General features: G+C 70.5%; 14 protein-coding genes. 9 read left to right on the top strand and 5 right to left on the bottom strand.

Going from position 1 to position 14607, the window contains the following annotated elements:
• Positions 1-2: 2 nt before the first annotated feature.
• The 5 genes from AQJ46_RS18595 (at position 3) to AQJ46_RS18575 (ending at position 5962) form a co-directional block, all read left to right on the top strand.
• Positions 3-1844 carry an acetyl/propionyl/methylcrotonyl-CoA carboxylase subunit alpha gene (locus tag AQJ46_RS18595; protein ID WP_059206647.1) on the top strand — a complete coding sequence of 614 codons (1842 nt, stop codon included), beginning with the start codon at positions 3-5 and terminating at the stop codon, positions 1842-1844.
• A gap of 68 nt (positions 1845-1912) precedes the next feature.
• Positions 1913-3043: an acyl-CoA dehydrogenase family protein gene (locus AQJ46_RS18590; protein WP_059206646.1), complete on the top strand. Its 1131-nt coding sequence runs from the start codon at positions 1913-1915 to the stop codon at positions 3041-3043.
• 17 nt (positions 3044-3060) lie between these two features.
• A complete protein-coding gene (locus AQJ46_RS18585) occupies positions 3061-4629 on the top strand; it encodes a 4-coumarate--CoA ligase family protein (protein WP_059206645.1) in 1569 nt (522 codons plus the stop codon).
• A complete protein-coding gene (locus AQJ46_RS18580) occupies positions 4626-5360 on the top strand; it encodes an enoyl-CoA hydratase family protein (protein ID WP_059206644.1) in 735 nt (244 codons plus the stop codon). Before AQJ46_RS18585 ends, AQJ46_RS18580 begins: the two co-directional genes overlap by 4 nt.
• On the top strand, positions 5348-5962 hold the full coding sequence (locus tag AQJ46_RS18575; protein WP_059206643.1) for a TetR/AcrR family transcriptional regulator: 615 nt from the start codon (positions 5348-5350) through the stop codon (positions 5960-5962). Before AQJ46_RS18580 ends, AQJ46_RS18575 begins: the two co-directional genes overlap by 13 nt.
• Here AQJ46_RS18575 and AQJ46_RS18570 read toward each other — a convergent pair.
• The gene (locus tag AQJ46_RS18570) at positions 5959-7071 is read right to left on the bottom strand and encodes a citrate synthase 2 (protein ID WP_059206642.1); all 1113 of its coding nucleotides are present in this window, start codon (positions 7069-7071) and stop codon (positions 5959-5961) included. The genes AQJ46_RS18575 and AQJ46_RS18570 overlap by 4 nt on opposite strands.
• 127 nt (positions 7072-7198) lie before the next feature.
• On the opposite strand from AQJ46_RS18570, the gene pdxH reads away from it, so the two are divergent.
• A complete protein-coding gene (pdxH, locus tag AQJ46_RS18565) occupies positions 7199-7870 on the top strand; it encodes a pyridoxamine 5'-phosphate oxidase (RefSeq protein ID WP_059206641.1) in 672 nt (223 codons plus the stop codon).
• Between the two features lie 20 nt (positions 7871-7890).
• Here the strand turns inward: pdxH and AQJ46_RS18560 are convergent, their stop codons facing one another.
• The 3 genes from AQJ46_RS18560 to AQJ46_RS18550 all read right to left on the bottom strand — a co-directional run bounded on the left by AQJ46_RS18560 (position 7891) and on the right by AQJ46_RS18550 (position 10274).
• Positions 7891-9303 carry a PAS domain-containing protein gene (locus tag AQJ46_RS18560; protein WP_059206640.1) on the bottom strand — a complete coding sequence of 471 codons (1413 nt, stop codon included), beginning with the start codon at positions 9301-9303 and terminating at the stop codon, positions 7891-7893.
• Positions 9304-9424: 121 nt separating this feature from the next.
• Positions 9425-9844 carry a GNAT family N-acetyltransferase gene (locus AQJ46_RS18555; protein WP_225887362.1) on the bottom strand — a complete coding sequence of 140 codons (420 nt, stop codon included), beginning with the start codon at positions 9842-9844 and terminating at the stop codon, positions 9425-9427.
• Positions 9845-9875: 31 nt separating this feature from the next.
• On the bottom strand, positions 9876-10274 hold the full coding sequence (locus AQJ46_RS18550) for a RidA family protein (protein WP_059206639.1): 399 nt from the start codon (positions 10272-10274) through the stop codon (positions 9876-9878).
• A 103-nt stretch (positions 10275-10377) separates the two neighbouring features.
• On the opposite strand from AQJ46_RS18550, the gene AQJ46_RS58455 reads away from it, so the two are divergent.
• Positions 10378-10467 (top strand): HNH endonuclease, encoded by a 90-nt coding sequence (locus tag AQJ46_RS58455; protein WP_107117297.1) that lies wholly within the window; start codon positions 10378-10380, stop codon positions 10465-10467.
• 760 nt (positions 10468-11227) lie between these two features.
• Here AQJ46_RS58455 and AQJ46_RS18545 read toward each other — a convergent pair.
• The gene (locus AQJ46_RS18545) at positions 11228-12004 is read right to left on the bottom strand and encodes an SIS domain-containing protein (RefSeq protein WP_059206638.1); all 777 of its coding nucleotides are present in this window, start codon (positions 12002-12004) and stop codon (positions 11228-11230) included.
• A gap of 205 nt (positions 12005-12209) precedes the next feature.
• On the opposite strand from AQJ46_RS18545, the gene AQJ46_RS18540 reads away from it, so the two are divergent.
• Both AQJ46_RS18540 and AQJ46_RS18535 read left to right on the top strand, forming a co-directional pair.
• Positions 12210-12902, top strand: coding sequence for a metal-dependent transcriptional regulator (locus tag AQJ46_RS18540; RefSeq protein WP_057608532.1), 693 nt, complete (start codon positions 12210-12212; stop codon positions 12900-12902).
• Positions 12903-13372: 470 nt separating this feature from the next.
• Positions 13373-14284: an alpha/beta fold hydrolase gene (locus tag AQJ46_RS18535; RefSeq protein WP_059206637.1), complete on the top strand. Its 912-nt coding sequence runs from the start codon at positions 13373-13375 to the stop codon at positions 14282-14284.
• Positions 14285-14607 lie beyond the last annotated feature (323 nt).

Genomic DNA, 14607 nt, shown 5'->3' with positions numbered 1-14607 from the left:
CAGTGATCACTTCTGTGCTCGTCGCCAACCGGGGCGAGATCGCCTGCCGGATCTTCCGCACCTGTGCCGAGTCGGGAATCCGAACCGTCGCGGTGCACTCGGACCCGGACGCCAACGCCCTCCACACGCGCGTGGCGGACGCGGCCGTACGGCTCCCGGGAGCGGCCCCCGCCGACACCTACCTGCGCGCCGACCTCGTCGTGAAGGCGGCGATCGCCTCCGGCGCCGACGCAGTCCACCCCGGCTACGGCTTCCTCTCCGAGAACGCCGACTTCGCGCGGGCCGTCCTCGACGCGGGCCTGGTCTGGATCGGCCCGCCGCCGTCCGCGATCGAGGCGATGGCGTCCAAGACGCGGGCGAAGGAACTGATGGGGCTGGCGCCCCTGAGGGACGTGACACCGGCAGATCTGCCCGTGCTGGTGAAGGCGGCCGCGGGCGGCGGAGGCCGCGGAATGCGCGTCGTCCGCCGCATCGAGGACCTGGCCGCCGCCCTGGAGAGCGCACGCGCCGAGGCCGCGAGCGCCTTCGGCGACGGCGAGGTCTTCGTCGAGCCGTACGTCGAGGATGGCCGCCACGTCGAGGTCCAGATCCTCGCCGACACCCACGGCACGGTGTGGGCCCTGGGCACCCGCGACTGCTCCCTCCAACGCCGCCACCAGAAGGTGATCGAGGAGGCCCCGGCCCCCGGACTCCCGGACGACCTCAGGGAGGAACTGCACGAGCTGGCGGTACGAGCCGCTCGCGCGGTGGACTACGTGGGCGCGGGCACGGTCGAGTTCCTGGTCTCCGGCACCCAGGCGCACTTCCTGGAGATGAACACCCGCCTCCAGGTCGAACACCCGGTCACGGAGGCGGTGTTCGGCATCGACCTGGTGGCGGAACAGATCCGCGTCGCCGAAGGGGCCCCTCTCCCCGAAGAGCCCCCACGCGCGCGTGGCCACGCCGTCGAAGCGCGCCTCTACGCAGAGGACCCTGCGCGGGACTGGACCCCCCAGACCGGCACCCTGCACCACCTGTCGGTCCCCCCGTCCGTCCGCCTGGACACGGGCTACGAGAGCGGCGACGACATCGGCGTCCACTACGACCCGATGCTCGCGAAGGTCGTCGCGTACGCCCCCACGCGCGCGGAGGCGGTCCGCAAACTGGCGGGCGCCCTGGAAAGGGCGACGATCCACGGCCCGGCCACGAACAGGGACCTGCTCGTGAACTCCCTGCGCCACAAGGAGTTCACCACGGCCCGCATGGACACGGGCTTCTACGACCGTCACCTGCCCGAACTCACCGAGCCGCACTCCGACCCGTACGCCCCCCTGGCCGCGGCCCTCGCGGACACGGCCGGCCGCTCCCGCTTCGGCGGCTGGCGCAACCTGCACTCGGCCCCGCAGACGAAGCGATACGCGATGGCGGGGGAGGAGCACGAGGTCCACTACCGCCACACGAGGGAGGGCCTGGAGTCGGACGGGGTGCGGGTGGTCCACGCGGACGAGGCTCTCGTCGTCCTGGAAGCGGACGGCATACAGAGGCAGTTCGAGGTGTCCAGGTACGACGACCAGGTGTACGTGAACAGCACGACCTTGAAGGCCCTGCCCCGCTTCCCCGACCCGACCACGCAACACGCCCCGGGCTCCCTGCTGGCTCCCATGCCGGGAACGGTGGTCCGGATCGCCGAGGGCTTGGCCCAGGGAGCCGCCGTAGAGGCCGGAGAGCCTTTGGTGTGGCTGGAGGCAATGAAGATGGAACACAAGATCACGGCACCGCACACAGGAACGCTCAGCGAGCTGAATGCAGTTGTCGGCCAACAGGTAACGGTCGGCTCTCTACTGGCAGTAGTTCGATCTACCTAGGGGCGCGGGACTGTATCAATCTGCGGCTGCCGCCGCGCGGGCGCGACCAGCCACAACGAAGGAGCCACATGCCCACGACCGAAACCGATGAGCACAAGTCCCTACGAGAAGCAGTAGCCGCCCTGGGCAAACGCCACGGCCGCGACTTCAACCGAGAACAACTCTGGTCCGAAGCCGCCAAACTCGGCTACCTGGGAGTCAACCTCCCCGAGGCATACGGAGGAGGAGGCGGCGGCATCGCCGAACTCTCCATCGTCCTAGAAGAGCTCGGCGCAGCCGGCTGCCCCCTCCTCATGATGGTCGTGTCTCCCGCCATCTGCGGCACGGTGATCGCCCGCTTCGGCACGGAAGCCCAGAAACAGGAGTGGCTCCCCGCCCTCGCCGACGGCACTCGCACCATGGCCTTCGGCATCACCGAGCCGGACGCCGGTTCCAACTCCCACCGCATCACCACCACGGCCCACCGCGACGGAGCCGACTGGCTGCTCACCGGCCGCAAGGTCTTCATCTCCGGCGTGGACATAGCCGACGCCACCCTCATCGTCGGCCGCACGGAGGACTCCCGCACCGGCCGCCTCAAGCCCTGCCTCTTCATCGTCCCCCGAGACGCCGAAGGCTTCACGCGCCGCCAGATGGACATGGAACTCCAGGCGGCGGAAAAGCAGTTCGAGCTGACCCTCGACGACGTACGTCTGCCCGCCGAGGCCCTCGTGGGCGACGAGGACGCGGGCCTCCTCCAGCTCTTCGCCGGCCTCAACCCCGAACGCATCATGACGGCCGCCTTCGCGATCGGCATGGGCCGCTACGCCCTCTCGCAGGCGATCACCTATGCCAGGGACCGCACGGTCTGGAACACCCCCATCGGCGCCCACCAGGCCATCGCCCACCCCCTGGCCCAGGCCCACATCGACCTCGAACTCGCCCGCCTGATGATGCAGAAGGCCGCCCACCTCTACGACGCGGGAGACGACGTGGCCGCGGGAGAGGCCGCCAACATGGCGAAGTACGCCGCGGGGGAGGCCTGTGTGAAGGCGGTGGACCAGGCGGTCCACACCCTCGGCGGCAACGGCCTCACCCGTGAGTTCGGGCTCGCCTCGTTGATAACGGCCGCGCGCGTGGCTCGTATCGCACCGGTGAGCAGGGAGATGATTCTCAACTACGTCTCCCACCAGACCCTGGGCCTGCCCAAGTCGTACTAGGCCGTGTTGGAGGAACCATGTTCCGCAGCGAGTACGCAGACGTCACGCCGGTAGAACTCCCCATCCACGACGCCGTGTTGGCGCGAGCCGCCGAGTTCGGTGACGCACCCGCCCTGATCGACGGGACCGACGGCGCCACCCTCACCTACGGACAGCTCGACCGGTTCCACCGCCGGGTCGCCGCCGGTCTCGCCGAGGCGGGCGTCGCCAAGGGGGACGTGCTCGCGCTGCACAGCCCCAACACGATCGCCTTCCCGGCCGCGTTCTACGCCGCCACGCGCGCCGGTGCCTCCGTCACGACCGTGCACCCGCTCTCCACGCCGGAGGAGTTCGCCAAGCAGCTCGGTGACTCCGCCGCCCGCTGGATCGTCACCGTCTCCCCCCTCCTGGAGACGGCACGGCGGGCCGCCGAACTCGCGGGCGGAGTACGGGAGATCTTCGTCTGCGACAGCGCACCCGGCCACCGCTCCCTGATCGACATGCTGTCCTCGACGGCCCCCGAGCCCGACCTCACCATCGACCCGGCGACGGACGTGGCCGCACTGCCGTACTCCTCGGGCACCACCGGCACCCCCAAGGGCGTGATGCTCACCCACCGGCAGATCGCCACCAACCTCGCACAGCTCGAACCACTGATGGCGGCCGGCCCCGAGGACCGCATCCTCGCGGTCCTGCCCTTCTTCCACATCTACGGCCTCACGGCCCTCATGAACGCACCCCTGCGCCTCGGCGCCTCCGTCGTCGTCCTGCCCCGCTTCGACCTGGAGACCTTCCTCGCGGCGATCCAGAACCACCGCATCACCGGCCTGTACGTGGCCCCGCCCATCGTCCTCGCCCTCGCCAAGCACCCCCTGGTCGAGCACTACGACCTGTCGTCCCTGCGCTACATCGTCAGCGCCGCCGCCCCCCTGGACGCCCGGCTCGCCGCCGCCTGTTCGGCCCGGCTCGGCCTGCCGCCCGTCGGCCAGGCGTACGGCATGACGGAACTCTCGCCCGGCACCCACGTAGTCCCCCTGTCCGCCATGCGCGAGGCACCCCCCGGGACGGTGGGCAAGCTCATCGCCGGCACCGAGATGCGGATCGTCTCCCTCGACGACCCCGACAAGGACCTCGACGTCGGCGAACCCGGTGAGATCCTGATCCGCGGCCCGCAGATCATGAAGGGCTACCTCGGCCGCCCCGACGACACCGCCGCGATGATCGACCCCGACGGCTGGCTGCACACCGGAGACGTCGGCCATGTCGACGCCGACGGCTGGCTGTTCGTCGTCGACCGGGTCAAGGAGCTGATCAAGTACAAGGGTTTCCAGGTGGCCCCCGCCGAACTGGAGGCCCTCCTGCTCACCCACCCCGGCATCGCCGACGCGGCCGTCATCGGCGTCTACAACGACGACGGCAACGAGGTCCCGCAGGCCTTCGTCGTCCGCCAGCCGACCGCCACCGAGCTCTCCGAGGGCGAGGTCATGATGTACGTCGCCGAGCGCGTCGCCCCCTACAAACGCGTCCGCCAGGTCACCTTCATCGACGCGGTGCCCCGGGCCGCCTCCGGCAAGATTCTCCGACGACAGCTCAGGGAGCGCGCATGACACTGATCGGCCGCACGCGCGCGCGTGGCATCGAAACCCTCACCCTCGACTCCCCGCACAACCGCAACGCCCTGTCGGCGGCGCTCGTGGGCGAGCTGGCCTCCTGCCTTGCGGACTGCGCCAAGGAGGACGCCGTGCGCGCGATCGTCCTCACCCACACCGGCAACACCTTCTCCGCAGGCGCCGATCTGAAGGACCCCCCGGACCCCGCCGCCCTGGTGGGGCTCCTGCGGCAGATCGTGGAACTCGGCAAGCCGGTCGTCGCACGCGTCACCGGCCACGTCCGCGCGGGCGGCCTCGGCCTCCTCGCCGCCTGCGACATCGCCGCCGCGTCCACGGAGTCGACCTTCGCCTTCACCGAGGTACGGATCGGTCTCGCCCCCGCGGTCATCTCACTGACGCTGCTGCCCCGCACCGACCCCCGCGCCCTCGCCCGCCACTACCTCACCGGCGAGCGCTTCGACGCCGCCGAGGCCGCCCGCATCGGCCTGGTGACGGCGGCGGGCGACGACGTGGACGACGTACTCGAACCGATCCTGGACGGTCTGCGCCGAGCCGCCCCCGAGGCCCTGGCCGAGACGAAACAGCTGCTCACGGCTAGGGTGCTGGAGACCTTCGACCGGGACGCGGCCCACCTCACCGCGCTCTCGGCCCGGCTGTTCGCCTCACCGCACGCGCGCGAGGGCATGACGGCCTTCCTGGAACGACGGGATCCCTCATGGCTGGTGTGACCACGATCGGCGACCGCGCCGAACGCGTACCCAAGCAGGACCGCAGCCGGGCCACCCGGCAGCGCCTCCTCGAAGCCGCCGTGGCCTGCCTCGCCGAACACGGCTGGGCCGGCTCCACGGTCACCGTCGTCGCCGAACGCGCCGGAGTCTCCCGAGGCGCCGCCCAGCACCACTTCCCGACGAGGGAGGACCTCTTCACGGCGGCGGTCGAATACGTGGCGGAGGAGCGTTCCACGGCCCTGCGCGCCCTGTTCCCGCAGGGCGCGGCCGAAGACCGCCGCGCGGTGATCTCAGCCCTCGTGGACCTCTACACCGGCCCGCTGTTCCGCGCCGCCCTCCACCTCTGGGTCGCCGCCTCCAACGAGGAACAACTGCGCCCCCAGGTCACCGAACTGGAAGCGCGCGTAGGCCGGGAGACCCACCGGATCGCGGTGGACCTGCTCGGCGCGGACGAGTCACGCCCGGGAGTGCGGGAAACGGTCCAGGGCCTCCTGGACATGGCAAGAGGCCTGGGCCTGGCCAACCTCCTCACCGACGACGCGGCCAGACGCGACCGTGTGGTGACGCAGTGGGCGGTCCTGCTGAACGAGGCGCTGGCCTAGTCGGCGATGTCGCCGTACCCCTCGATGTCCCGGGGATCCCGCGCCGAGGGCCCCACATAACGCGCCGAAGGCCGCACCAGCCGCCCCGTCCGCTTCTGCTCGAGAATGTGCGCCGACCATCCCGCCGTACGCGCACACGTGAACATCGACGTGAACATGTGCGCCGGGACCTCCGCGAAGTCGAGCACGATGGCCGCCCAGAACTCCACGTTCGTGGCCAGCACCCGGTCCGGCCGCCGCGCATGCAGCTCCGCCAGCGCCGCCTTCTCCAGCGCCTCCGCGATCTCGAACCGCGGCGCCCCCAGCTCCCGCGCGGTACGACGCAGCACACGCGCGCGGGGATCCTCGGCCCGGTACACCCGGTGCCCGAACCCCATCAGCCGCTCACCCCGGTCCAGCGCCTGCTTCACGTACGCCTCGGCGTCCCCGGTCCGCTCGATCTCCTCGATCATCCCGAGCACCCGGGAGGGCGCCCCGCCATGCAGCGGCCCGGACATGGCACCCACGGCCCCGGAGAGCGCGGCGGCGACATCGGCCCCCGTGGAGGCGATCACGCGCGCGGTGAACGTGGACGCGTTCATCCCGTGCTCCGCGGCCGACGTCCAGTAGGCGTCCACGGCGGCCACATGCTTGGGATCCGGCTCCCCCCGCCAGCGGATCATGAACCGCTCGACGACGGACTGCGCCTTGTCGATCTCCCGCTGCGGCACCATCGGCAGCCCCTGCCCGCGCGCGGACTGGGCGACGTAGGACAGGGCCATCACGGCGGCCCGGGCCAGGTCGGCACGCGCCTGCCCGGCATCGATGTCGAGCAGCGGCTTGAGGCCCCACACCGGGGCGAGCATGGCGAGCGCCGACTGGACGTCCACGCGGATGTCCCCGGAGTGCACCGGGATCGGGAACGGCTCGGCGGGCGGCAGACCGGGATTGAAGGCGCCGTCGACCAGCAGCCCCCACACGTTGCCGAACGAGACATGGCCGACCAGATCCTCGATGTCGACGCCCCGGTACCGCAGCGCGCCGCCCTCCTTGTCCGGTTCGGCGATCTCCGTCTCGAACGCGATGACTCCTTCGAGGCCAGGGACAAAGCCGGGGTCGAAGTCGGACATCAGGCGGCTCCTCATGATGTGTACGACGGATGACGCCACGATATCCCCGAGTGCCACCTTTGGGGAGCCTCAGCGGCACTCAGTGCCACCATCGGTGAGTCAGTCATCCGTACGGCAAGATGACCGCGTGACCGACGCAGCAGACGCCGCCGCCCCGGACCCCGCCTCCATGCGCCAGCAGTACCGCGCGGAGGGTCTCGCCGAGACCGACCTGGCCGCCACCCCCGTCGAACAGTTCGCGCGCTGGTTCAAGCAGGCGGCGACCGAGGCACACCTCTTCGAGCCGAACGCCATGATCGTCTCCACCGCGGACGCCGAGGGCCGCCCCAGCTCCCGCACGGTGCTCCTCAAGCAGTTCGACGAACAGGGCTTCGTCTTCTACACGAACTACGACTCCCGCAAGGCGAGGGACCTCGCACAGAACCCGTACGTCTGCCTGCTCTTCCCCTGGCACCCCATGGGCCGCCAGGTCATCGTGACCGGCCTCGCCCGCCGCACCGGCCGCGACGAGACCGCCGCCTACTTCCGCACCCGCCCCCACGGCTCCCAGCTCGGCGCCTGGGCCAGCGCCCAGTCCTCCGTGATCGACACGCGCGACCAGGTCGACACCGCCTACGCCGAACTGGCCGCCCGCTACCCCGAGGGCGAACAGGTCCCGATCCCCCCGAACTGGGGCGGCTTCCGAGTCGCGCCGGAGACGATCGAGTTCTGGCAGGGCCGCGAGAACCGCCTCCACGACCGGCTGCGATACGTGGCGGAGGCGGACGGGAGCTGGCGGGTGGAGCGGCTGAGCCCCTGAAGAAGCGGCTCGACACGGCCCTACGCCCGCCCCACCACCCCGCCCAGATCCAGCGCCGCGGCGATCCGGACCGCCACGTCCTCCGCGTACACCGCGTCGCCCCGCTCGAACTGGCCCCTCCCGGACCCCCGCAGGAACGTCACGACGCCCAGCGTCCGCCCCCGGCTCCGCAGCACCGCGCACAACGCGTGCACCACATCCGGAGGCCACTGCCGGGCCACGGCCCACTCCCGGGCCCGTTCACCCGACACCGACCCCACACTCGCCCGCACCGAACCGATCCGGTCCACGCACTGCAGCGCCGGATGCCCCTCCCCGTATCGCACGGGCAACCCGGCCTTGCCCGACGCCTGCAGACTCGGCCCGGGTGCCCCGGACGGCGTCGCGGCGACCCGTACGAGACGGGCCGGACCGGTCTCCTCGCCGTCGGCCACCGCGCCCCCGGACACCCGGTCGATCAGCGCGTGGTCGGCGAACCCGGCAAGGGCGAAGTCCAGATGGACGACGGCAGCCTCGACGGGGTCCTCGCACTCCGCGGCCGCCCGGGCCGCCCGGTGCAGCTGATTCGTCCGGAACCGCAGCAGCGAGGCCTCCTGCTCGCTCTGCTTGGCCTCGGTCACGTCCTGGAACAGCCAGCCGACACCCAACGGCACCGGCTCCTCCGCGAGCGGCGAGGCCAGCCGCACGAACCCGCAGCGCCAGCAGCGCCGCTTCTCGCCGTCCGGTGTCCGCACCCCGACCCAGATCTCGGCCGGCGCCGGCGGCGCGCCCTCGGCCAACACATGGGTGAGCGCGCTCTCCAGCTCCTCCACGCCCTGCGCGAGGAGCTCCCCGAGGGGCCGCCCCAGCACGGACGTACGCCCGATGCCCAGCGACCGGGCCGCGTGCGCGTTGACCACGGCGGGCCGCAGATCGGCGTCGACGAGCACGACACCCCACGAGGCATCCTCGAACAGCGCCTCGCTCAGCGCGATCGACCGCTCCAGGTCGATCTGCGTGTGCACCTCGCTGAAGGCGCAGTACACCCCGGCCGGCTCCCCGTCGGGCCCGCGTACGGCCGCCGACTGGGTGCGCACGAGCACCCGGCCGCCGTCCTTGGTCAGCAGCGCGAACTCGTGCACCTGCCGCCCGGGCGCCTGCATGGCGGACATCAGCCGCGCCTCGACCTCCTCGGCGTCCGCCCGCCGTACGGCCCATCCGGCGAACCCGTGCCGCCCCACGGCCTCGGCCGCGGTCCAGCCGAGGATCCGCTCCGCCTCACGATTCCAATGGGTGACGACACCGTCCGCGTCGAAGGCACACAGTGCCGCGTCCATCCCGTCGAGGAGCGCGGCGAGCAGGTCCGAGCCGCCGCCCGAGCCCTCCGGACCGTCCGGCCCGGGCCCGTCCGGCCCCAGCTCGTCGGTGGTCCCACTACGCCGGGAAGCACTCACCTGGACCCCCTGCCGGCTGCTTCACTCACTAACAATCATTCAACTCGAACGTGACGCAGCACACACCAGATTCCCGCAAGATTGAAGGAATCGTTGTACGCCGGAAACGATCCGAATCCCCTCAAACAGCTCTCCGGTCCGGCTCCAGCCGCAGGTCGATCCACTCGTCGCTCTCGCCGTCCAGCACATACCGGTCGACCTCGACGAACCCGCGCGCCAGCGCGAACCGCACTCCGTCCCCATTGACGGCCAGCACACATGTCTCGATCACCCGGGCGCCGAGCACACGCGCATGATCAAGACCCTTCTCGTAGAGAGCCGTCCCGAAACCCCGCCCCCGGTAATCGGGCAGTACGCGCGCGATGACGGTCGCCACCGCGTCCTCCCCCTCCGGCGGCCGCACCGTCGAGCACCCCACGAGCGTGTCCCCGAGATACGCGTTCTCCAGCCGGTACCGCCGACTCCGCTCCCGTACGTCTTCGAGCCCCATGGCGGCGGGAGGAACGATCACGTTGTGCACGTACCGCCACTCCTCGGCCATCTCGTCCCCTACGACGGATTCGATCCGCAGATCAGTCACGGTCACCACTCCCCCTCCGGGCGTACACCTCTATCTCGATCTTCATCCGAGGGTCGGCCAGGCCGCACATGAGCATCGTGGCGGCCGGCCGGACATCGCCGAATTGGCGGCGCAGGACCGGCCAGCAGGGCTCGAAGTCATCCCGGTCGGGCAGCAGATAGCGCACCCGCACCACATCCGCGAACGTGCACTTCGCCTCCGTCAGTGCGGCCCCGATGTTCCGCAGACACTGCTCGGTCTGCTCCACCACGTCGTCCGAGATCGTCATGGTCGCGTAGTCGAACCCCGTCGTCCCGGACACGTGCACCCAGTCCCCGTCGACCACGGCGCGTGCGTACCCGATCTGCTCCTCGAAGGTCGAACCACTGAGGATCGCTCGTCGCGTTGTCATGCGCGGAACGCTAATCGTTGTCCGACCCTCCTGGCGGACGAGTCAACTTGACGAGATCCCCTAGAACAACGCCTGCGCCTACTGCGACGCCACCGGCGTACCCCTGAACGTCGACCACGTCAGACCCCGCAGCCGAGGCGGCTCCAGCCGCATCTCCCACCTCGTCCTCGCCTGCGCCCCCTGCAACCAGTGAGCCGCCACCGCGTCGCATTCATAGCGGCGGCGTCTTGGAGTGGCGTTCTCAGCTGCCGGACGATCTTTCGCCAGCCGGTCGGGCTGGTCGGCGAAGAAGATCTCGACGGGGGTGTTGTTCTTGGCCCGCTGTCCGTCGGATGTTTGGATCATGAAAGCGGCGACGCCATCGTGCGGTATCCCCAGCAGGTACTCGTGGTCAAAGCAACCGGACGCGGGTCTTACGCCCGCACCACTCCTGACCGGTTCGGGTTTCCCCGGCTCCGCCGGAGTCGCACCAAGCAGTACTTCGGGTACGCCACCGGGGATCTCGTAAGAGCCAAGGTTCCGACTGGTAACTGGGCTGGCACATGGACCGGCCGCGTCTCTGTCCGAGCCAACGGACAGCACAGCCTCACCACATCAGCGGGCCGATTCAACGTCCCTGCAGCGGGGCGACGGATACGGCTACAGCAGCCGGACAGAACCAACAAGGCCAGCGTCCCGAAAAACGGGTTGATCGGTGGTCGAGCACTTCTTAGAGTGGCTGATACTTCAGAAGGGAGGTGGTTCGGCAGATGTATGAATACCGGACGGAAGAGGTGGCTGCGGGCTAGCGGCTCGCCACCACACTTTGTGCGGTGCCGGACCAGTGCGCGACAGACGTGTACAGCCGGCCCAATCCCAAGCAGTCACCCGACCCGCGAGCTCGCCGGTACGTCCGGCCGGCTCCCTCGCCGCAAGGCAGAGGGACCAGAGCTCGCGGGTCGTCTGCGTTCTGACTACTGCCGGTAGAAGATCCGGTCCCCGTACTCCTCGAACACCCGGTCGTTCCACTCCAGCCCGCCGTCCACGTTCCCCGACCGCAGCAGCGGTGGCTCGATCCCCCGTTCCGCCAGTGCGCCGGCCGCCGTCGCCATCACGGCCTGGAGCAGTGCCGAGGTCACGACTGTGGAGGCGGGGGCGAAGGGGGCCGGGATGGTGTCCAGGGAGAGTTCCGCGTCGCCGACGGCGATCTTGGAGTCGAGGACGACGTCGCAGTGGTCCTTGAGGAAGGTGCCGGAGCTGTGGCGGGGCTTCGTCGCCGTCGTATAGGCGACCGACGTGACGCCGATGACCTTCACGCCCAGAGAGCGCGCGGTCAGGGCCATTTCCACGGGGAGGGCGTTGCGGCCGGAGAGGGAGATGATCACGAGGGCGTCGCCCGCGCGGAGGGGCGAGCAGCTCAGGACGGCGCTCGCGAGGCCGTCGACACGCTCCAGGGCGGAGCCGAGGGTGGCCGGCATGACGTCGACGCCCACGACCCCCGGCACGGTCAGCAGGTTCATGAGGGCGAGTCCGCCGGCCCGGTAGACGAGGTCCTGTGCGGCGAGCGAGGAGTGCCCGGCGCCGAAGGCGAAGAGGCGGCCACCGGCGGCTACGGTGTCGGCGAGGAGTCCACCGGCCGTCGCGACGGACTCGGCCTCCTCGTCCCGGACCCGTTGCAGCAGCCCGATCGCGGCGTCGAGGAACTGACCGGACAGCTTGCCGTCAGCGCTCGCGGAGCCCGTCTCGCCCATGCGTCGTCCAACCCTTCGTCGCCGTGTCGCGGATCACCGTGCGGTCTGGACCAGTGGGATGTCAATACGGCCGCGAGCCTGGTCGTAACCGCTTGGTTTCAACGGCGCGGCACGCTTGTCAGTGGTATCCGGCAGAATTGATGCCAGGGCCAGCGCACGCGCCGGGAAGCTGTCGTGCTTCCGGCAATCTCATCAAGGGGCACGTATGTCCGGACTGATCGACACCACGGAGATGTATCTCCGCACCATCCTCGAGCTGGAGGAGGAAGGTGTGGTCCCCATGCGCGCCCGGATCGCCGAGCGGCTCGACCAGAGCGGGCCGACGGTCAGCCAGACCGTGGCGCGGATGGAGCGCGACGGGCTGGTGTCGGTGGCCAGTGACCGGCATCTGGAGCTGACGGACGAGGGCCGGCGGCTGGCCACGCGCGTGATGCGCAAGCACCGGCTCGCGGAGTGCCTGCTGGTCGATGTGATCGGCCTGGAGTGGGAGCAGGTCCACGCCGAGGCGTGTCGCTGGGAGCATGTGATGAGCGAGGCGGTGGAGCGCCGGGTGCTGGAGCTGCTGCGCCACCCCACCGAGTCGCCGTACGGCAACCCGATCCCCGGTCTGGAGGAGTTGGGCGAGAAGGACGGTGCCGATCCGTTCCTGGACGAGGGCATGGTGTCGCTGGCCGAGCTGGACCCGGGTCTCGACGGTAAGACGGTCGTCGTGCGCCGTATCGGCGAGCCGATCCAGACGGACGCGCAGCTGATGTACACGCTGCGTCGGGCGGGTGTGCAGCCCGGTTCGGTGGTGAGCGTGACGGAGTCGGCGGGCGGCGTGCTGGTGGGCAGTGGTGGCGAGGCGGCCGAGCTGGAGTCGGACGTTGCCTCGCATGTGTTCGTGGCCAAGCGCTGACGGCGCCGATTCACTGCGCGGAACCGCAGCGCTTCGACGCTTCCCATGCGAGGCTGTCGCGTGGGGCATATGACCTGAGGGGGCGGGCGGATGTGCCGTAGACATGTGGATGGCCCCGGCACCTTTCGGTGCCGGGGCCGGTCCTCCCCTGTGCTGACCCGGAGCCCCGAGCTCTCAGGGTCATTCCCCTCGGACCGATTTCCCCGAGCGGTCCGCCTCCCGTTGAAGATCTCCCCTCGGCGGCGGCGATCATTCCTTGAGGGAGGTCACTCGAACGAGGGGTGTTGCCGTTCCGAGGGCCCATATCCGAATGTGTATTCGATAATCTGCGAGTGACGCGACGCACGGGACGTGCGCTGCAGAGATGTACGGCACAGCAACGGCAGACAGGACAGGCACGGCAGACAGGACACGGTTCACAGGGCGGCTCGAGCGGGAGCGGGCGGTCCGGCGGAGCTAGGGGGGTGCCAATGGCGCGGCGCATCGACGTGACCGGGGCGGGCGGCGTACGTCTTGCGGCCTGGGAGTTCGGGGACCCTCCCAAGACCGACCCGACGGATCAGGCGAGGGACCACCCGCAAGCCCCGGAGAAACGATCACCCGGGGTGCTGTTACTCCACGGCCTGATGGGCCGAGCCTCGCACTGGGCGTCCACCGCCCGCTGGCTCTCCGAGCGCTACCGCGCCGTCGCGCTCGACCAGCGCGGTCACGGCCAGAGCGACAAACCCCCTCGGGCCGCTTTCACCCGTGACGCGTATGTCGAGGACGCCGAGGCCGCCCTCGAACAGCTCGGTCTCGCCCCGACCGTCCTGATCGGCCATGCCATGGGCGCCCTCACCGCCTGGCAGCTCGCCGCGCGACGGCCCGACCTGGTCCGCGGGGTGATCATCTGCGACATGCGGGCCTCCGCGCTCGGCGCCGCCTCGCAGCGGGAGTGGGGCGAGTGGTTCAAGGCCTGGCCCGTCCCCTTCGCCACGCTCGCCGACGTCCGCAAGTGGTTCGGCGAGGACGACCCCTGGGTGGAGCGGCCCAACCCGGCGCGCGGCGAGTTCTACGCCGAGGTGATGGCCGAGTCCCCCGATGGCTGGCGCCCCGTCTTCGAGCCCGAGCAGATGCTGTCCTCCCGCGAGACCTGGGTCTACGACGCCCACTGGGAGGAACTCACCCAGGTCAGGTGTCCCGCCCTGGTCGTCCGCGGCCTCGACGGCGAACTGGGCCGCGCCGAGGCCCAGGAGATGGTCCGCGTCCTGCCCCGTGGCGAGTACGCCGAGGTCGCCGACGCCGGCCACCTCGTCCACTACGACCAGCCGGAGGCATGGCGAGCCGCCATAGAGCCCTTCCTGGACGGCCTGGACGCGCCGGACGACAGGGACAACGACTGACGGGCCCGCGGTCACCGCCGTGCCCTCTCGGGGCTGGCGGCTCCACCGCTACGGCTTCCTGCGGCCGGCGCGTCCGCTGTCACGGCTTTCCGCGGTCGGCGCGTGCCCCGTCACGGCTTTCCGTGGGCCGATGTGTCCGCTGCCGGGGCTTCCCCCGGCTGGTGCGTGCTCCGCCACCAGCTCTCCGCAGGTGGCGTTGTCTCGCCGCGGTCCCCTGCCACCCGTGGCCGACGTGTCCGCTGCCACGGCCTCCGCGGTCGGCGGGTGCTCCGCCACGCGTTTCCGCGGCTGGGGTGTCCACCCCACGGAGGCCTCCCGCCCCC

Origin of the sequence: Streptomyces canus (assembly GCF_001514145.1) — a bacterium.
Taxonomy (GTDB): Bacteria; Actinomycetota; Actinomycetes; order Streptomycetales; family Streptomycetaceae; genus Streptomyces; species Streptomyces canus.
The sequence above is the reverse complement of the archived record's forward strand: the minus strand, read 5'-3'. Positions and strand labels throughout refer to the sequence as shown.